Raw genomic sequence first — 18,354 nt, forward strand, 5'->3', positions numbered from 1 at the left:
TCGAGACCAGCGTCAGGCGCCGGGGCGGATGACCGCGTCCTGCTGCTGGCTCTTCCAGGCGCGGAAGCCCTCCTCGGTCTCGCCGCAGCGCCAGTAGGCCGAGACGGAGATGTCGGAGCGGGCCACGCGGCCGTCCATCAGGTAGGGGCGCACGGACTTCAGCAGCGCCGACTCGCCGTGCACGAACGCCTGCACGCGACCCTCGGGCCACGGCCAGGCGCGCACCGCCTGGTCGAGCAGCGTGGTGGAGCCGGGCGCGTCGCCGTCGCGGTACAGCCAGTTCACCTCGACGCTCGCCGGGCTGGGCAGGTCGATCTCGTGCCCGGGTCCGTCCACCTCGATGAAGGCCGTGGCCGCCGCATCCGGCTCGAGCGCCTCGATCGACGCGGCGATCGCCGGCAGCGCCGCCTCGTCGCCCACGAAGAGGTGGTGGTCGGCATCAGGGCTGGGTCGGTAGGCGCCACCGGGGCCGCGGAACCGCAGCGTGTCCCCCGGCTTCGCGCGCTGCGCCCACGGGCCGGCGAGGCCCTCGGTGCCGTGCGTGACGAAGTCGATCGCCAGCTCGCCGGCCTCGGCGTCGACCCATCGCACCGTGTAGGTCCGAAGCACCGTGTCGTCGCCGTCGGCGAAGACGAGCTTGACGTAGGTGTCGGTCGAGTCGAGGTGGTGCGCGAGGTACTCCTCGAACGCGGGACCGCCGAGCACCACGCGGCGCAGTCGCGGCGCCAGGTCCTCGGTGCGATTGACGATCAGTTCAACCTCGGTCTTCTGAGCCACGCTGTGTAGCCTAAACCGCGTGACCAACGGCCTCGATCCCTCGACCTTCGACTCCCAGATCCGCCCCCAGGACGACTTGTTCCGACACGTGAACGGGCCGTGGCTGCGCGAGACGCCGATCAAGCCCGACCGGGCCACCGCGGGAGGGTTCGTCGACCTGGTCGACGAGGCCGAGATCCTCGTCCGGTCGATCGTCGAGAAGTGCGCCGCCGAGCCCCAGGACGACGAGCAGCGCAAGATCGGCGACCTCTTCGCCAGCTTCATGGACACCGAGCGCATCGAGGAGCTCGGCGTCGCCCCGCTGGCCGACGACCTCGCCCGCATCGACGCGATCGACTCGGTGCCCTCGCTGGTCCGAACCGTCGGCGTCCTGGAGCGCGAGGGCCTCAACAGCGTCATCGGCCTCTACATCGCCCCCGACCGCGGCAACCCCGACCGCTACGTCACCCACGTCGTGCAGGCCGGCATCGGACTGCCCGACGAGTCGTACTACCGCGACGAGCAGTTCGCCGATGTCCGCGACGCCTACCGGGCCCACATCGCCACGATGCTCGAGCTCGCCGGGTTCTCCGACGCCAGCGAGCGCGCCGGTCGCGTGCTCGACCTCGAGACCCGGATCGCCTCGCACCACTGGGACCGGGTCGCGGTGCGCGACGCCCAGAAGACCTACAACCTCAAGACGCTCGACGAGCTCGGCGCGCTGACGCCCGCGTTCGACTGGCGCTCCTGGGCCGAGGCGGCCGGCATCGAGCAGGCCGTGCTCGCCGAGGCGGTCGTCTCGCAGCCGTCCTACCTCGAGGGCCTCCAGACGCTCCTCGCCGACGACGTCCTGCCCGCGTGGCAGGACTGGCTGCGCTGGCAGCTGGTTCACGGCGCGGCGCCGTTCCTGTCCGACGACTTCGTCGAGGAGAACTTCGCGTTCTACGGCAAGACCCTGCAGGGCACCGACGAGCTTCGCCCGCGCTGGAAGCGCGCGATCGGCTTCGTCGAGGGCTCGATGGGCGAGGCCGTCGGCAAGATCTACGTGCGCACCGAGTACCCGGCCGAGGCCAAGGCCCGCATGGAGGAGCTCATCGCGAACCTGCTCGAGGCCTACCGGATCAGCATCCGCGAGCTGCCCTGGATGAGCGACGAGACCAAGCAGCGCGCCCTGGCCAAGCTCGACGCGTTCACCCCGAAGATCGGGCACCCCGAGAGCTTCAAGGACTACGACGCCCTCGAGACCGACCCGACCGATCTGGTGGGCAACGCCCGCCGTGCCCAGTCGGTGGCGATGGACCGCGAGCTGGCCAAGATCGGCCAGCCGATCGACCGCGACGAGTGGTACATGACGCCGCAGACGGTCAACGCCTACTACAACCCGACGATGAACGAGATCGTCTTCCCCGCCGCCATCCTGCAGCCGCCGTTCTTCGACGCGCGGGCGGACGACGCCGTGAACTACGGCGCGATCGGCTCGGTCATCGGCCACGAGATCGGCCACGGCTTCGACGACCAGGGCTCGCAGTACGACGGCACCGGTGCCCTGAGCAACTGGTGGACCGACGAGGACCGCGCGGCCTTCGACGCCCTCGCGGCGCGGATCATCGCGCAGTACGACGACCTCAGCCCCGAGAACGCCGACGGCCAGAAGGTCAACGGCGCCCTCACGATCGGCGAGAACATCGGCGACCTCGGCGGCCTGGGCATCGCCCACCTCGCGTTCAGGCTGGCGCAGCAGGACAAGCCCGCGGAGCCCATCGAAGGGCTCACCCCCGACCAGCGCTTCTTCCTCGCGTGGGCGCGCGCGTGGCAGGGCAAGGTGCGCCCGGCCGAGACGATCCGTCGCCTCACGGTCGACCCGCACTCGCCGCCGGAGTTCCGCTGCAACCAGGTCGTCAGCAACATCGACGCCTTCTACGAGGCCTTCGACGTGAAGCCGGACGACGCCCTGTGGCTCAACCCGGCCGAGCGCGTCACGATCTGGGCCTGAGGTGACCTGGCCCGCGCAGCGCCGCACGGTCGGCACGCTGGCCCTCGCCCAGGTGGTCGGCGGCATCGGCAACGGTGCCGGGCTCGCGGTCGGCGCTCTGCTGATCGAGGACGTCACGGGCTCGGCGGGCTGGGCCGGTCTCTCCGTCGTCGCGATGACTCTCGGCGCCGCCGGCTTCACCATCCCGCTGTCGAACTTCGCGGTGCATCGCGGGCGCCGGCCCGCGCTGACGGCCGGCTGGCTGGGCGGCGCCCTGGGCGCCGTCACCGTCGTCATCGGTGCGGAGCTGGCGTCCCTGCCCCTGTTGCTGCTCGGCTTCCTGCTGTTCGGCTCCAGCACGGCGGCCAACCTCCAGTCGAGGTTCGCCGCCGCCGACCGTGCCGAGCCCGAGGCCGTGGGCCGCTCGATCTCGCTCGTCGTGTGGGCCACGACCATCGGCTCGGTGGCCGGCCCGAACCTCACCGGCCCGGGCGCCTCGGTGGCCCGGGCGCTCGGCATCCCCGAGCTCGCCGGTCCGCAGGTCTTCTCCGCCATCGCGTTCACCGGCGCCGGGCTGCTGACGTGGGTGCTGCTGCGACCCGATCCGATCGACCGTCGCGACGCCGCCGCCCCGCCCCCGCCGCGGATCGCCGCCGCGCTTCCTCACGTCCGCGGCACCACGGCCGTCGCGATCGCCTCGGTCGCCCTGTCGCACGCCGTCATGGTGGCCGTCATGGCGCTCACCCCGGTGCACATGTCGGGCCACGGGGCGTCGCTGTCGATCATCGGGTTCACCATCAGCCTGCACATCGCGGGCATGTTCGCCCTCTCCCCCGTCTTCGGCTGGATGACCGACCGCTGGGGCGCCGAGCCCACGATCCTGCTGGGCCAGGCCGTGCTGATCCTCGCGTGCGGCATCGCCGGCACGGCCGGGGACTCCAACGTGCAGATCACGGTCGGCCTGGTGCTGCTGGGCGTCGGCTGGTCGATGTCGGTCATCGCGGGCGCCGCCCTGCTCACCCGCAGCGTCGCCGCCGAGGTCAGGCCCCTCGTCCAGGGCTTCAGCGACCTGACGATGAACCTCGCCGGCGCGGCCGGCGGACTCGTGGCCGGGGTCGTGGTGGCGCTGTGGAGCTTCGGGGCGCTCACCGGTGTGGCGGCGCTCCTGACGATGCCGGTGGTCGCGGCGATCCTGGTGGCATCGCGCCCACCGGCGCGCAGTCTCACCTGACGAGAAAGCCCAACGAATTCTGCCCAACATCGAACATCTGTTCTAGAATGGCTGACATGACTTCGCCCGCTGCCGATGCCTTCGCGCAGGTGCGGCGTGAGCGAGCGCGGGCCGAGTTCGCCGAGTGGAACCTCGTGCTGACGCACCGCGCGCAGGAGATCCGCAGGATCGACTCCGGCGACGAGGTGTCGATCAGCAAGGAGCTCGCGCGGCGCGGGATCGCGCTCGAGATCGCGCAGCTGCTCGGCATCACCGAGAACTCGGTCTGGCGCATCGTCGTGCAGGGCGAGGAGGTCCGCGATCGCACTCCCGCCGTCTGGGAGGCGTTCCGCGACGGCGTCCTCGACGCACGCCGGGTGGGCCTCATCGCCGACACCGGGGCGAAGCTCCGCTCCCCCGAGGCGATCGAGGCCCTCGACCAGACGGCTGTCGGCTACGCGGCCGAGCACACGCCGGGCGAGCTGCGCAGCTGGCTGAAGCGACTGCGGGCCCGGCTCGAGCCCGAGCAGTTCCAGGACGAGGCGGCCCGCGCCACCGAGCAGCGCCAGGTCGAGATCTCCCACAACGACGACGGCACGTCCTGGCTCAGCGCGCTGTTGCCCACCGGCGTCGCCGTCGCCGTGGGAAACCGCCTGCGTGCCGCGGCCAAGGCCCTGCCCAAGATCGACCCCGAGACCGGCGAGCCCGACCGTCGCACCCGCGACCAGAAGCAGGCCGACCTGGTCGCCCACTGGCTCACGTGCAGCGAGGGCACCTCCACCGACATCCGGGCCGAGGTCGCCATCACGATCGACACCACCGACCTGATCGGCCTCACCACCGGCGCCGGATTCACCCGCGGCGACCGCGAGCCGGTCCCCGCGCAGTGGGCGCGCGAGCTGGTCACCAGCGAGCACACCCTCCTGCGCCGGCTGGTGCTCGACCCGCTCGGGAACGTCATGGACACCACGAAGCTCGGCTACCAGCCCAGCGACTCACTCCGCGAGGCACTGCGCTGGCGCGACGGGACGTGTCGGGTCGCCGGTTGCCAGGCCGACATCAGCGACACCGACCTCGACCACGAGCTGGCCTACGACCGCGGCGGCACCACCTCGGCCGAGAACCTGAGATCCCTGTGCCGTCGGCACCACAACATGAAGTCGCACGGCCACCTCCATCGGCGCCACCTCCGGCCCCCGGTGCAGTTCGCCGAGCCCTACCTGCGGGGTGCGCCCGTGATCTATCGCGCCGTTCCCGCGTGACGGGCGTCATGCCCACTAGGCTCGCCGCGTGACCGATCAGATCAGGTTCGTGCTCTCCGAGTCCGACATGCCCACGCACTGGTACAACATCGTCCCGGACTTCCCGACGCCGCCGCCTCCGCCGCTGCACCCCGGAACGCACCAGCCGGTCGGTCCCGACGACCTCGCCGCACTGTTCCCGCCTGAGCTGATCGCCCAGGAGGTCACCACCGAGCGCTTCGTCGAGATCCCGGAGCCGGTCCGCGACGTGTACCGCCAGTACCGGCCATCGCCTCTCGTGCGTGCGCGCCGATGGGAGAAGGCCCTCGGCACGTCCGCCCGGATCTACTACAAGTACGAGGGCGTCTCGCCCGCCGGCTCGCACAAGACCAACACGTCCGTGCCGCAGGTCTACTACAACGCGCTCAACGGCATCACCCGGTTGACCACCGAGACCGGAGCCGGACAGTGGGGCACCGCGCTGGCGTACGCCTGCTCGCTGTTCGGGCTCGAGTGCGAGGTCTGGCAGGTCGGCGCCTCGTTCGACACGAAGCCGCAGCGCCGCACCCTCATCGAGGTCTTCGGCGGCAAGGTCCACCGCTCCCCCAGCCGCCTGACGGAGTTCGGTCGCTCGCTGCCCGAGGACCACACCGGCTCCCTCGGCATCGCGATCAGCGAGGCCGTCGAGGTCGCGGCCCAGGACGAGACGATCAAGTACGCGCTGGGCTCGGTGCTGAACCACGTGCTGCTGCACCAGACGATCATCGGCGAGGAGGCGCTCAAGCAGCTCGCGATGGCTGGCGAGTCCGGCGCCGACCTGGTCATCGGCTGCGCCGGCGGCGGCTCGAACTTCGCCGGCCTCACGTTCCCGTTCCTGCGCGAGAAGCTGGCCGGGAACCAGTCCCCGCGGATCCTGGCCGTCGAGCCGTCGTCGTGCCCCACCCTGACCCGTGGCGAGTACCGGTACGACTTCGGCGACACGGGCGGCATGACCCCGTTGATGAAGATGTACACGCTCGGCCACGACTTCGTTCCCTCGCCGATCCACGCCGGCGGCCTGCGCTATCACGCGATGGCACCGCTGGTGTCCCACGCGGTGCACGAGGGCCTGGTCGAGGCGGTGGCGCTGCACCAGAGCGAGTGCTTCGACAGCGCGGTCGAGTTCGCGCGGACCGAGGGCATCGTGCCCGCGCCCGAGTCGTCCCACGCGCTGGCCCAGGCGCGCCGTGCCGCACTCGAGGCCACCGAGAACGGCACCGAGCCCGTCATCGTCGTGGGCCTGTCCGGCCACGGCCTGCTCGAGCTCGGCGCCTACGACTCGTACCTCAACGGTCGCCTCGAGGACGATCCGCTGTCCGACGAGGACCTGCAGGCGGCCCTGGCGAACGTGCCCGTCATCTGATTGATTCAGGGCATGACGATCGAGGTTCGTCCTGCCCAGGTGTTCGACGACGTCCGCACGATGGTCGGGCCCAAGCGGCCTGACGCCGACGTGTGCTGGTGCATCAGCTATCGCGTGCCGAACAAGATCGCCAAGGACCTCCACCGCGAGGCCCGCGGCGAGTACGTCCGCGAGCTGATGAAGCAGGGCCCGCCCGGCGTCCTGGCCTACGAGGGCGACGAGGTGGTCGGGTGGGCGGCCATCCATCCGCGCGCCGACACGAACTTCGCCCGCAACCGCAAGATCCCGCACGTGGACGACCTCGACGTCTGGAGCCTGTGGTGCGTACGCGTGCGTCCCGGCTTCCGCAAGCGTGGGATCGCCCATCACCTCGTCGCGGGCGCGGTCGAGTTCGCTCGCTCCGAGGGCGCACCGGCCGTCGAGGGCTACCCGGTGGACAACCAGGGCGCCAAGATCGACCTCACGATGGCGTACGTCGGCACGCGGGCCATGTTCGAGCGCGCCGGCTTCGAGAAAGCCGCCGACACCGACTCGGTGTTCAGCGGGTTCCCGCGTGTGCTGATGCGGCTCAACCTGTCCTGACCGGCCACGGCGTCAGCGAGCCCGCAGCAGGTCTTCCGGCACCGGGAACGGCAGGACGTGCGTCGCGGGATCGGCACCGATCACCGAGGCGCCACCGAACTCGTCCTCCACGACCGTGACCTGTTCGGTGGTGGCCTCGCCGATGCGCACCGGCAGATGCTCGCCCTCGGGTGTCGTCAGCGTGTACTGGTCGGCCAGGTAGCCGATCCCCCGCTCGTCGAGCGCCTGCTCGGCCTCGTGCCAGTCGGCGCCCGGGGGCGTGACGCGACGGCCGAGCAGATCGAACGCGGCGATGTCGTCGCCGTCGAGCTCGATCCACCCGACCACCTCGCCGTCAGCGCGGCGGTGCGGAATCCATCCCTCGGGCAGCATGCGCCAACCCTGTCAGAATTCCGGCCCTCGGTCAGCGCCTGACCGTGACCGCCTTCCGCGTCGAGCCCGAGCCCTTGGTCTGGGCCGACCCGAGGTACACCGCGCGGATCCACTGGCTGGAGCGGAGCTTCACCGTGGCGACGGCCTTGCCGTCCGTGAGCCGCACCGTCTTCAGGACCTTCGAGCCGGCCATGAAGCGGACCTTGCCGGTGGGCTGGTGGCCCGCCGCGCGCACCGTCGCGACGACCTTGACAGGCTTCGCGCGCTTCACCGTCGCCTTCACCGCGAGCGAGGTGCGGCTCGAGGCCTTCACGACGGTGACGCTCACCGGCGTGCTGGTCGAGCCGGCCGCGAGCGCGGATCCGGTGAATCGTGCCGTCAGGCTGTGGCGTCCGACCGTGAGTCGCGGCAGTGCGACGGTGGCCTTTCCAGCAGTGACGCGAGCGCGGGCGACGACCTTCGCCCCCTCACGCAGCTCGACCGCACCCGAGGCGGCTCCCCCGACCGAGACCGTCGCGGTGATCCGCTGCGCGTACTCGGCCCGGGAGGCCGACAGCCGCAGTCCCGTCGTGGTCGCGAGCTCCTGACCGAAGGCGTCGGCCGCCTTGCCGAGCCGCAGGAACACCGTCTCGCCCGTGGCGTCCTTGAGCCCGTCGTTGTCGGTGATGCCGTAGAGCGAGCCGTCCGCCGCGATGGTGAAGCCCTCGAGCTTCTCCTGCGTCCAGCCCTGCGTCTCCCGCAGGTGCGGGAGGACGTCGATCGCGAGACGCTTCTGCAGGACCGGCAGCTCCTCGGCGGAGTCCTTCGGAATCGTCACGGTGTAGATGCGCTTGTTGCGCGCGGCCGGACCGTTCAGCTTGTCGCGCTCGATGACCGCGAACGTGTCGGCGTCGATCGCCGTGATCTCGGACAAGCCGACCCAGTCGCCACTGCCGCGCAGCGGGCTCTCGAGCTCGTAGCCGAACCAGTGGAACGTCTGGTCGGCGACGTCGTAGCGGCCGATCCGCGCGACGTCCTCGCCCGTGAGCGGGCGCTGGAGCGCGAACCAGACGTGCTCTCCGTCGGCGTCCGTCGTGGCGGTGACGCCCTCGAGGCCCCACTTCCCGAGCTTCGCCGTGATGTCGGCGGGCAGGCTCACGCGCTCCTGCACCGCACCGGCGTCGTCGGTGCGGACGAGCGCGTTCGCGGGTCCGGTGGCACCCTCGGAGGCCAGCCAGAAGCCGCCCTGCGGACGCTTGAACAGTCCCTCGATGTCGAGCGCGGCGGGCGCGCCACCGTCCGTCACGGCCACCGACTCGGTGATCCGCGCCGGGGAGGCGGAGACGTCGACCCGGTAGAGGGTGCCGTTCTTGACCACCGTGTCGGCGGCGGTCCACAGCGTCTTCGCGTCCTTCGGATCGGCGGACAGCGCGCCGAGCGCCTGCCAGCCGATCGGGGCGCCGTCCTTCTCGTCCGAGACGATCGACGGGAAGGCCGCCTTGCCGGGCTTCCAGGCGTACAGACCCACCGTGGCGCGCACCGAGACGCTCGCGTCGTCGGTCTCGCTGGAGACGGCGAACAGCCCGCGCGACGGGATCGGCAGCAGGCCCTCGGGGCCGTTGGTCGTCGGCATCACCTGGACGAACTCAGGCTTCGCGGGGTCGCTCACGTCGTAGACGGCGACGAAGTTGCTGCGCTCCGAGCCGACGAAGGCGTAGGGCGTGCCGTCGAACTCCGCGACGGCCAGGCCCTCGGGCTCGGAGCCCTTCTTCGCGGCGCGGTCGTCGTTGTACAGGCCGTGCTTCACCGCGAGGCGCTCGAAGGTGTTGCCGGCGTCCCACACGACCTCGCCGTCGGTGTCGAACACGGTCCAGCCGCGGCTGCCGCCCTTCCAGTCGCCCTCGTTCGCGGTGGCGAGGTGGTCGTCGCCGATCCACGCGATCGCGTCGGGCTCACGCACGACGGACGGCAGCGAGTCGGTCAGCGAGATCCTGCCGTCCTTCTTCGCATCGATCCCGGTGAGGTCGACCGACCCCGCGCTGAAGGCCTTCGTGATCCGGCCGGTGGCGGTGTCGATCAGGACGATGCCGTTGTTCTCCTGCAGGGTCACGGCGAGCGTGCCCTTGCTGTTGATCGACACGTACTCGGGCTCGGGGTCGGTCGGCTCCGCGATCCCGGCCGCCGCCAGCGTGTCGGCGTCGAGGTCGACGCGGCGCAGGCTCCAGTCGGCGGGGCCGCCCTCCAGGTCGAGCAGCTGCACGAAGCCGCCCGGGGCCTGCGGCAGGTCTCCCTTGGCGCGGCCGGCGGGCGTGAAGTCCTCGTCGCGCTGGTTCTCGATCGCGATGGCCGCGACGGACTTCTTCGCATCGAACGCGATGGAGTCGGGCTGGCCGGCCAGGTCGATGCTCCGGACGCGGACGCCGTCGGACAGCCGCACGACGTCGAGGCGACCGCTCGGCTCGGTGAAGGACGCCGAGGTGTCCACGACGACCAGGACGTACTTCCCGACGATGCTCACCGAGGTCGGCTGGTCGTCGGCGTCGCCGAGCTCCTCCAGCGACAGCGAGCCCTCACCACGGGGGTTCGACGGATCGCTGATGTCGAGGAAGCCGATGCGCTTGCCGAGGGCGTCGGTGTAGACGAGCGTCCTGCCGTCGTCGGACACCGCGGAGATCTCGGCGACCGTGGCGGCCGAGGCCGGGGTGCCCGGGGGCACGTTCTGGAAGACCGGGTACGTCGCGAGCCGGTGGAACGACTTCTCGGGGGCCGCGTCGGCGACCGAGGTGGACAGGAGCGGGAGGGCCGTGGCCAGCACGGCGGCGCCGGCGAGGGCTGCGAGGGAACGTGACACGGGCGTCACTGTGTCGGTCTCGCGCCAACACCGGGCCGCACCCGGCTGAACGTCGCGTGAACTCAGCGTTGACGGTCGGGCGGCGCCATGTCGCCGCCGGGCCGGCCTTCGGGGCCTCCCCCGCCGGGCCCGCCCTGCATCCCACCCCCGGTGCCCTCGCCCGCGGTGACGGTGGCGACCTCGTCGCCGTCGACCTGCACCGTGTACGACTCCCCGGCCTCGATGTCGTCGTTCGCGACCACGAGGTTCGCAGCCGCCTTCACCAGCGTGTGCGTCGCGACCTCGTTGCCGTCCGCGTCGAGCACGGTGACCGTCGCGCCGGCCGCCGCCGTGCCGAGACTCGCCTGCAGCCAGCCCTGCTCCGAGCCGTCCGCCGGGGCCTCGGCCATCCCACCGCTGCCGACCGCGAGCAGGGAGCCACCGTCGACGGTCGTGCCTCCGGCGGCATCGAGGGCCCCGTTTCCGTCACGGGTGGGCCCGTCGACCACCACCGTTCCGCCGGTGATCGTGGTGATGCCGTTCGAGTCCAGCCCGTCGCCCTCGGCGTCGACCGTCACGGTGCCGCCCGAGATCACCAGCTCGACCCCGTCCTCGGCCGCCATCGACTCGCCGGAGCCGCTGGACGCGTTGATCCCGTCGTCGGTCGCCGTGAGGTCCACCGTTCCGTCGGTGATGCTGACGACCGCGCCCTGGACGGCCTCCTCGGACTCGTCGACCACGACGTCTCCCCCGGAGATGGCGACGACCGCGCCCGCGTTGAGGCCCTTCGGCGAAGGGTCCTCCTCGGTCGACGGGGCCGTCGCGGTGACGTCCAGCGAGCCCGATGCCACCAGCACGTCCGTGGTGGCCGAGACGCCGTCGTCGCCGACGTCCGCGGTCACGGCGGCACCGTCGATCAGGACGTACCCCGTGCCCGCGTCGGTGTCGTCGTCGGACTTCAGCCCGTCGCCCCCAACCGTGATCGAGATGCTCCCACCGTCAAGGGCCAGGTAGTCCTTGCCGCGGAGGCCGTCGTCGCCGGCCTCGACGCTGATCTCCCCACCCAGCACGACGAGGCCGTCCTTGGCCGTGATCCCGTCGGCTGCCTGCGAGGTCACCGTCAGCGCGCCGTCGCCCGCGATCGTCAGGTCGTCGGACGACCACAGGGTCGCGTTGGCGGCGTCCTCGCCCTCGTCGTCGGCCGCGGAGTCCGCACCGTCGGCGAGCTTGTTCTGCGACCCCTCCGCGAGCACGACGGTCGTCTCGTCGGCCTGCGTGACCACCAGCGGCGAGTCGGACTCCGAGGTGATGTCGACCCCGTCGAGCACCAGCTTCACCTCGCCGTCGCCCTCACTGGCGACCACGACCTGTCCGTCGCGGAGGGAGCCCGAAAGGACGTACGCCCCCGCCGCACCGATCGTGACGGTGTCGCCGTCGATCGCCACCGCGCTGTCGTCCGAGGTCGTGGACGCGCCGTCGTCCAGCGTGATGGTGGTCGCGCTCGCCGCGTCGTACCCCGCGGCGTCCTCGGCGTCGTCGCGGTCCGCGTGCGGCGCGGCATTGTCGGCGAGGGCCTGCTGGGCCGACACGGCCCCGGTCGTGGTGCCCTGGGCCGCGTCGTCGCCGCCTCCGCAGGCAGCGAGCAGCAGCAGTCCGGCGGCGGCGGTGGACGCCGCGACGCGACGCTTCCAGTTCAGGGTGGTCATCGGATCTCCTTGAGGGTTCGCGCCCATTTCAGGGGCGGCAGGTCGGGGTCGAGCGCGGCCAGGCCGACCGCGAACTTCGAGAGGGTGGTGGGTCGGTGCCCGCGGCGCCACAGCAGCCGGTCCAACGCCGACGGGGTGGACGGGCTCTTGGTCTCGACGATCGCCAGGCCGGGCCGATGGAGGCCGGTCCCGTGGCCCCCGCGCACGTCGGTCCAGCCGAGGTCGAGGTCGATCGTCACGCGACTCCCCTCGGGCAGCAACAGCGTGCGCCGCCGGTACGAGGTCACGACCACGGGCTCCAGGGCGGCTGCGCGCACACCGGTGACTCCGCCTCTCGACAGGGCCGCGTCGACGAACGTGCGGGCCTCGTGTCCGAGCGGTGCTCGCCCTGGATCGGAATGCTCGATCCGCTCCTTGACCGTCGTGCCGCGCGGTCCGGGGACCTTCACCTCGAGCCAGGTGGTGCCCGTGTCCTCGTAGGAGCGCGACCGGACCTTGAAGCGGCGGCGCCGCCCGCGGCCGGCCAGGTGGTAGGCGGCCAGGTCCGGGGTGTCGAGGTAGGTCGAGCGGTAGGCGAACGCGCGGCGACCGTCGATCTCCAGCTCGCGGCTGCCGGCCGGGGCCTCGGCGAGCAGCTCCGCGACCTCGTCCGTCGGAACGAGGTACTTGCGGTCGACCCGCGTCAGCAGCGCGGCGTCCTCGACCAGCTCGGCCAGCCCGATCGGCTCCAGGCGCTGCGCCAGGAGGGTCATCGGGAGCCGCCCAGGCCACGGACGACGAGCGTCGTCGTGTCGTTGACGAGGTCGGTCCGTCGGACCTCGATCTTCGCGGGCTCCGCGCCCAGGAGGGCCGTGAGGTGGGCCGCCAGCTCCGACGGATCGGTGATCGCCCGGTCGATGACGAGCTCCTGCCCACTGCTGCCACCGGCGAGCCGCCCGTGGTCACCGACCCACAGCACCGCCAACAACGCCACCATCAGGCCCGGCGCGAGCCAGGAGTCGGCGGGAGCGAGCCCGCCCAGCAGGCCGAGCGCCAGCGCGACGAAGTAGTAGGCGACCTCACGCTGCGAGAGCTCCTCCGAACGAAGCCGGATGATCGACAGCACGCCGAAGATGCCCAGGCCGAGCCCGGCGCTCACCCCGCTCGAGGAGAGCACCGCGGCGACGGCGAGGACGCCGACGTTGACCGCGAGGTAGGCCACCACCAGCTCGCGGCGGCCGCCGCGTGGGAGGAACAGGACGAAGACCATCACGGTGACGGCGACGAGATCGGCTGCGTAGCCCAGGTACGAGTTCATGTGAACAGCACACCAACGCGGCGTCAGCGACCCTTGTGGCTCGCTTGTGGGCCGGCTGTGGACGCCGGCGCGGGAGGATCAGGGAACGAGGACGATCTTGCCCCGCACGGCTCCCCGCTCGCTGATCCGGTGCGCCTCGGCGACGTCGTCCAGCGGCATGACTCGCCCGATCTCGACCTCGAACGCGCCTGCGGCGACGAGGGGCAGGACGGCCGCGACGGCCTCGTCACGCCACCCCTGCTGCTCGGGGGTCAGCGGCTCCGGCGAGCCGCCGGACCACGCCTGCAGGCCGAGCTCGTGGTACTGCGCGCCCTGGACGATCGTGCCGATCCGCGTGTGGTCGACCAGCTCCATGCTCACCGCGAGCGCCTCCTCGGTGCCCGCGCAGTCGAGCGAGACCGTGAAGCCTTCGGGCGCGGCCTCCCGCAGGCGGTCCAGCAGACCCTCGCCGTAGGCGACCGGGACGGCGCCCAGCTCGCGCAGGCGCTCGTGGTTGCGCTCCCCCGCCGTCGCGACGACCTGGGCTCCGAGCGAGCGGGCGAGCTGGATGACGGCCTGGCCCACGCTCCCGGACCCGCCGTGGACGAGCAGCCGGTCGCCCGTCTCCACGCCGAGCGAGCGCAGCACCTGGTAGGCGGTGGAGACCGGCACGCCGAGCGCGGCCGCGACCTCGAAGTCCACACCGGAGGGCAGCGCCGTCAGGTTCCCCGGGGAGGCCACGACGTGGGTCGCGTAGGTGCCCTGAGTGTTCTGCACGACCACGGCGTCGCCGACGCCGCAGCCGTCGACACCCGGACCGACGGCGGAGATGACGCCCGCGCCGTCGAAGCCCGCACGGCGCGGCTCGTCGAACGGGGGCGACGGACGGATGCCGGCCCGCAGCTTGATGTCGATCGGGTTCACGCCCGCGGCCCGGACCTCGACGACCACCGTGCCCTCGCCGGGGGTGGGCTCAGGGCCGTCGGACAGCTCGAGGACCTCGGGTCCGCCGGTCTGGGAGTACGTCACGTAGCGCGCCATGGGAACAGTTTGTCTCACAGGACATGAGGCGAGGGCGCCGCGCGGTCGCGACCACGCGGGACGACCTGGGGTGTGCCGGCGATCGGGTCGGGCACGACGACGCAGGGCAGGGCGAAGACCTCCTCCACGAGGTCGGCCGTGACGATCTCGCGCGGCGGGCCCTCGGCGACGACGGCACCGTCCTTCATCGCGATCAGGTGGGTCGCGTAGCGGGCGGCGTGGTTGAGGTCGTGCAGCACCGCCACGAGGGTGCGGCCGCCGAGGTGGAGATCGGTGAAGAGCTCCATGAGCTCGATCTGGTGGGTGATGTCGAGGAACGTCGTGGGCTCGTCGAGCAGCAGGATCGGCGTCTGCTGGGCCAGCGCCATCGCGACGCGGACGCGCTGGTGCTGCCCGCCGGACAGCTCGTCGACGAGCCGCGCGGAGAGCTCGGTGACACCGGTCGCGTGCATCGCGTCCGCCACGGCCTGCTCGTCCTCCTCGGTCCATTGCCGAAGCAGCCGCTGGTACGGGTACCGTCCGCGGGCCACGAGGTCGGCGACCGTGATCCCGTCGGGCGTCACCGACGTCTGCGGCAGGAGGGCGATCTGCCGGGCGGCCTCCCTGGCCCGGGAGGCGTGCAGGTCGGCGCCGTCGAGGAGCACGCGCCCCTCGGTCGGGCGCAGCAGGCGCGCGAGCGCCCGCAGGAGGGTCGACTTGCCGCACGCGTTCGGTCCGACGACGGCCGTGAACTCGCCGTCGGGCACCTCGACGGTCAGGCCGGTCGACACGACGCGCCGGTCGTAGGCGAGCGTGACGGAGTCGGCGCGCAGGCGCGCGCCGGTCGGGGCGGTGCGAGTGGTCATGGCGACTCCGAGGCTACGAGGGACGGGGCTGGCTCAGGCACGGCGCCGCACCTCGCGGACGATGAGCCAGACGAGATAGGTACCGCCCACGACGACCGTGACGACACCGACGGGCATCGCGGTGGGCAACAGGTGCTGGCCGGCCACGTCGGCCGCCGCGAGCAGGAGCGCGCCGGTGAGTGCGGCCGACGCGACGGCCACGCCCGGTGACCGCGTGAGCCGGCGGGCGATCTGCGGTGCTGCGAGGGAGATGAAGGCGATCGGCCCGGCAGCCGCCGTGACGGTGGCGGTCAGCGCGACGCCGACCACGATGGCAGCGAGCCGGACCGGCTCGGCGCGAACACCGGTCGAGCGTGCGGCGTCGTCGCCGAGCTCGAGCTGCCGCAGGCCCGGCGCGAGCAGCGCGAGGATCCCCAGGAGGACGAGGACGAGGGCACTGCCGATGGCCGTCTCCTCCCAGCCGATCCCGGTGAACGAACCGGCACCCCAGGACGTCGCGGACATCGCGACCTCCATCTCGGCGGTGAGCATCAGCCACGTGTTGAACGAGACCAGCATCGCCGCGACCGCGATCCCGATGATGATGAGACGGAAGCCCTGGACTCCGTCCCGCCATGCCAGGACGTAGACGACCGCCGCCGTGAGGAGCCCGCCCACGACGGCACCGGCGGCCTGCTCCGGATAGGTGCCGCCGACCAGGATGATCACGACGAGCGCGCCGGTGTAGGAGCCGGCCGAGAACCCGATGATGTCGGGCGACGCGAGTGGATTGCGGGTCAGCGACTGGAACACCGCCCCCGACGCACCGAGCGCCGCCCCGAACGTCACCGCCGCCACGGCCCGCGGCGCGCGCCACTCCAGGATCACGACGCTGGCGAAGCCCGCGTCGGGGTCACCGGTGACCACGGACCAGAGCTGCGACGCCGACACGGAGTAGCCGCCGAGAACCAGTGCCGCCACCGTCACCGCGAGCGTGAGCGCCAGGAGCACCGCGCCCACGACGATGGAGCGCACCCGCCAGCGCAGGGCGATGCGCCGGCGCCGTACGACGAGGGTCCGCTCGGTCACGGTCCGCTGGTTCACAGTCCGCTCGCCTTCCGGCGTCGCACGAGCGCGATGAGCACGGGCGCGCCGACGAACGCCGTCACGATGCCGACGGGGATCTCGGCGGGATGGGCCACGACCCGGCCGAGGATGTCGGCCGCGAGCACCAGCGCCGGCGCCAGGACGAGCGTGTGGGCGATGATCCATCGCTGGTCGGGGCCCGTGAGCCACCGGGCGATGTGCGGCACCATGAGCCCGACGAAGCCGATCGGCCCGGCGATCGCGGTGGCCCCGCCGGCCAGCAGGGTCACCGCGAGGATCACGACGATCCGTGTGCGGTTCACGTGGGCGCCGAGCGACCTGGCCTGGTCGTCGCCGAGCGCGATCGCGTTCAGCGATCCCGCCACCGACAGGGCCAGCACGACGCCGACGACCAGGAACGGCAGCACCGGGAGCAGCACGTCCCAGCCCCGGCCGGCGAACGTGCCCGCGTTCCACGTGCGCATGTGCTCGAAGGTGCGCGGACTCGCCAGGACCATCGCGGTCACGACGCCGGACAGCACGGCACTGAGCGCCACCCCGGCCAGGGTCAGCTGGATCGGGTCGGCTCCCCCGCGGCCGGCCGACCCGATGGCGTACACCGCGACGGTGACCACGATGGCGCCGGCGAACGCGAACCACACGTACCCCCCGACGGAGGTCACGTGGAAGACACCGACCGCCAGGGCCACCGCGAACGCCGCTCCGGCGTTGACCCCGAGGATCCCGGGGTCCGCGAGCGGATTGCGGGTGAGCGCCTGGATCAGGGCGCCGGCGACGCCCAGGGCGACTCCGACGGCCAGGCCCGTCACGGTGCGTGGAACCCGCAGGTCCCACACGACGAAGGCGTCGCCGCGGCCCGTGTCGTCGCGGAGCGCGTCGATCACGACGGAGAGTGGGATGTCCCGTGAGCCGACCGCGATGCTCAGCAGCACGAGGAATCCCAGCCCCACCGTCGCGAGCAGGAGGGTGAGGACGTGCCTCGACGTGACCGCGACGCTGGGGCTACTGACCACCCTGGTTGAGCGGTGACTCGGACAGGGTCGGCAGGATCTGGTCCAGCGCCCACAGGACGCTCGTCGCCGTGCCGCCGTTGAGGGCGTTCCACTGGCCCGACTCCAGGAAGATCAGCGTCCCGTTCTTCGACGCCGGCAGGTCCGCGAGGCGGGGGTCCGCCTCGACGGCCGCACGGATCTTGCCGCTCGGGTCCCGGTTCTCCGCCGCGATCAGGACCACGTCGGCGGTGAGCCGGTCGATGTTCTCCTGCGAGAAGCCGGTCGCGGCCGCGCCGCCCTCACCGTCGACGGGCTGACCCTCCCCGGCCTCCAGGCCCAGGCCGAGCAGCGGAGCTGCGGCGTACTCGGTGAGGAAGAACTGCTCCCCGTCACCGAGAGCGGCGACCTGGAACGTGGCGCCCTCGAGTCCGGGCACCTGCTCCGCGGTCTTCGCCAGGTCCTTCTCGTAGTCGGCCTCGACCTCGTCGACGATCGCGGGATCGTTCCCCGTGAGCTTCGCGAGAGCCGCGAGGTCGTCCTGCCAGGTGGTGTTGGTGTCGGTCTCGATGCCGGCGTACGTGGGCGCGATCTTCGAGAGCTGCTTGTAGAGCTGCTCGTCGGTCTGCCAGATGGTGGTCAGGATCAGGTCCGGGTCGAGCTCGGCGATCTCCTCGGGCGACGGCTGGTAGTCCGCCGTGAAGAGCTCGGGCGTGGCCTTGCCCTCGTAGGTGCCCTTCATCCACGGGTACGAGGCGATGAGCGCCGCGTCGTCCGCGCCGTAGTCGGTGAAGGCGACCGGCGTCTCGTCGAGCAGCGTGAGCAGCTCGAGGTGGCGGCCGCTCAGGGCGACGATGCGCTCCGGCTTCTCCGGCACGGTGATCTCGCCGTAGGCGGTGTCGATCGTGGCGCCGCCGCTGGCGGTCTCGGGCTCGTCGCTGCCACAGGCAGCGAGCGTGAGGGCGAGGCCGATGGTCGCGGCGACGAGGGCGTGCGCACGCAGGCGCACTCGTGAGTGGGTCATCCAGATCCTTGGGTCGGGGGGCGGAAGACGACGACCGCTAGAT

The 18,354-nt window shown here is 71.9% G+C and carries 16 protein-coding genes; 5 read left to right on the forward strand and 11 right to left on the reverse strand.

Annotation, left to right across the window (positions count from 1 at the left end; translation table 11 throughout):
• Positions 1-12: 12 nt before the first annotated feature.
• Positions 13-777 carry a siderophore-interacting protein gene (locus tag B5D60_RS02500; protein WP_078698688.1) on the reverse strand — a complete coding sequence of 255 codons (765 nt, stop codon included), beginning with the start codon at positions 775-777 and terminating at the stop codon, positions 13-15.
• Between the two features lie 19 nt (positions 778-796).
• On the opposite strand from B5D60_RS02500, the gene B5D60_RS02505 reads away from it, so the two are divergent.
• From B5D60_RS02505 to B5D60_RS02525, 5 genes are read left to right on the forward strand one after another with little or no spacing between them, the layout of a single operon-like run.
• Positions 797-2,749, forward strand: a complete 1,953-nt coding sequence (locus tag B5D60_RS02505; RefSeq protein WP_078698689.1) for a M13 family metallopeptidase — start codon at positions 797-799, stop codon at positions 2,747-2,749.
• A gap of 1 nt (position 2,750) precedes the next feature.
• Complete coding sequence (locus tag B5D60_RS02510; protein WP_078698690.1) at positions 2,751-3,959, forward strand: MFS transporter; 1,209 nt, start codon at positions 2,751-2,753, stop codon at positions 3,957-3,959.
• A 56-nt stretch (positions 3,960-4,015) separates the two neighbouring features.
• Positions 4,016-5,200, forward strand: coding sequence for an HNH endonuclease (locus B5D60_RS02515; RefSeq protein WP_172806235.1), 1,185 nt, complete (start codon positions 4,016-4,018; stop codon positions 5,198-5,200).
• A gap of 28 nt (positions 5,201-5,228) precedes the next feature.
• Positions 5,229-6,581, forward strand: a complete 1,353-nt coding sequence (locus B5D60_RS02520; RefSeq protein ID WP_078698692.1) for a TrpB-like pyridoxal phosphate-dependent enzyme — start codon at positions 5,229-5,231, stop codon at positions 6,579-6,581.
• Positions 6,582-6,593: 12 nt separating this feature from the next.
• Positions 6,594-7,163, forward strand: coding sequence for a GNAT family N-acetyltransferase (locus tag B5D60_RS02525; protein WP_078698693.1), 570 nt, complete (start codon positions 6,594-6,596; stop codon positions 7,161-7,163).
• A gap of 12 nt (positions 7,164-7,175) precedes the next feature.
• Here the strand turns inward: B5D60_RS02525 and B5D60_RS02530 are convergent, their stop codons facing one another.
• From B5D60_RS02530 to B5D60_RS02575, 10 genes are all read right to left on the reverse strand, one after another.
• Positions 7,176-7,535 (reverse strand): hypothetical protein, encoded by a 360-nt coding sequence (locus tag B5D60_RS02530; RefSeq protein ID WP_078698694.1) that lies wholly within the window; start codon positions 7,533-7,535, stop codon positions 7,176-7,178.
• 31 nt (positions 7,536-7,566) lie between these two features.
• Positions 7,567-10,365 carry an esterase-like activity of phytase family protein gene (locus B5D60_RS02535; RefSeq protein ID WP_197684375.1) on the reverse strand — a complete coding sequence of 933 codons (2,799 nt, stop codon included), beginning with the start codon at positions 10,363-10,365 and terminating at the stop codon, positions 7,567-7,569.
• 62 nt (positions 10,366-10,427) lie between these two features.
• Positions 10,428-12,050: a carbohydrate-binding domain-containing protein gene (locus tag B5D60_RS02540; protein ID WP_078698696.1), complete on the reverse strand. Its 1,623-nt coding sequence runs from the start codon at positions 12,048-12,050 to the stop codon at positions 10,428-10,430.
• Positions 12,047-12,802 carry a polyphosphate polymerase domain-containing protein gene (locus tag B5D60_RS02545; protein WP_078698697.1) on the reverse strand — a complete coding sequence of 252 codons (756 nt, stop codon included), beginning with the start codon at positions 12,800-12,802 and terminating at the stop codon, positions 12,047-12,049. Before B5D60_RS02545 ends, B5D60_RS02540 begins: the two co-directional genes overlap by 4 nt.
• Positions 12,799-13,347, reverse strand: coding sequence for a DUF4956 domain-containing protein (locus B5D60_RS02550; RefSeq protein WP_078698698.1), 549 nt, complete (start codon positions 13,345-13,347; stop codon positions 12,799-12,801). Before B5D60_RS02550 ends, B5D60_RS02545 begins: the two co-directional genes overlap by 4 nt.
• Before the next feature lie 78 nt (positions 13,348-13,425).
• A complete protein-coding gene (locus B5D60_RS02555; protein ID WP_078698699.1) occupies positions 13,426-14,367 on the reverse strand; it encodes a quinone oxidoreductase family protein in 942 nt (313 codons plus the stop codon).
• A 14-nt stretch (positions 14,368-14,381) separates the two neighbouring features.
• Positions 14,382-15,212, reverse strand: coding sequence for an ABC transporter ATP-binding protein (locus tag B5D60_RS02560; protein ID WP_078698700.1), 831 nt, complete (start codon positions 15,210-15,212; stop codon positions 14,382-14,384).
• A 33-nt stretch (positions 15,213-15,245) separates the two neighbouring features.
• On the reverse strand, positions 15,246-16,280 hold the full coding sequence (locus tag B5D60_RS02565) for a FecCD family ABC transporter permease (RefSeq protein WP_197684376.1): 1,035 nt from the start codon (positions 16,278-16,280) through the stop codon (positions 15,246-15,248).
• Between the two features lie 11 nt (positions 16,281-16,291).
• Positions 16,292-17,311, reverse strand: coding sequence for a FecCD family ABC transporter permease (locus B5D60_RS02570; RefSeq protein WP_172806236.1), 1,020 nt, complete (start codon positions 17,309-17,311; stop codon positions 16,292-16,294).
• On the reverse strand, positions 17,301-18,311 hold the full coding sequence (locus B5D60_RS02575; RefSeq protein ID WP_078698702.1) for an ABC transporter substrate-binding protein: 1,011 nt from the start codon (positions 18,309-18,311) through the stop codon (positions 17,301-17,303). Before B5D60_RS02575 ends, B5D60_RS02570 begins: the two co-directional genes overlap by 11 nt.
• Positions 18,312-18,354: the final 43 nt, after the last annotated feature.

The sequence above is a fragment of the Aeromicrobium choanae genome (genome assembly GCF_900167475.1).
Lineage (GTDB): Bacteria > Actinomycetota > Actinomycetes > Propionibacteriales > Nocardioidaceae > Aeromicrobium > Aeromicrobium choanae.

Excerpts from the sequence above, each read along its gene's own strand:
- B5D60_RS02560 (WP_078698700.1), bottom strand. The coding sequence starts at position 15,212 with ATGACCACTCGCACCGCCCCGACCGGCGCGCGCCTGCGCGCCGACTCC.
- B5D60_RS02555 (WP_078698699.1), bottom strand. The coding sequence starts at position 14,367 with ATGGCGCGCTACGTGACGTACTCCCAGACCGGCGGACCCGAGGTCCTC.
- B5D60_RS02525 (WP_078698693.1), top strand. The coding sequence starts at position 6,594 with ATGACGATCGAGGTTCGTCCTGCCCAGGTGTTCGACGACGTCCGCACG.
- B5D60_RS02550 (WP_078698698.1), bottom strand. The coding sequence starts at position 13,347 with ATGAACTCGTACCTGGGCTACGCAGCCGATCTCGTCGCCGTCACCGTG.
- B5D60_RS02545 (WP_078698697.1), bottom strand. The coding sequence starts at position 12,802 with ATGACCCTCCTGGCGCAGCGCCTGGAGCCGATCGGGCTGGCCGAGCTG.
- B5D60_RS02575 (WP_078698702.1), bottom strand. The coding sequence starts at position 18,311 with ATGACCCACTCACGAGTGCGCCTGCGTGCGCACGCCCTCGTCGCCGCG.
- B5D60_RS02530 (WP_078698694.1), bottom strand. The coding sequence starts at position 7,535 with ATGCTGCCCGAGGGATGGATTCCGCACCGCCGCGCTGACGGCGAGGTG.
- B5D60_RS02540 (WP_078698696.1), bottom strand. The coding sequence starts at position 12,050 with ATGACCACCCTGAACTGGAAGCGTCGCGTCGCGGCGTCCACCGCCGCC.
- B5D60_RS02515 (WP_172806235.1), top strand. The coding sequence starts at position 4,016 with ATGACTTCGCCCGCTGCCGATGCCTTCGCGCAGGTGCGGCGTGAGCGA.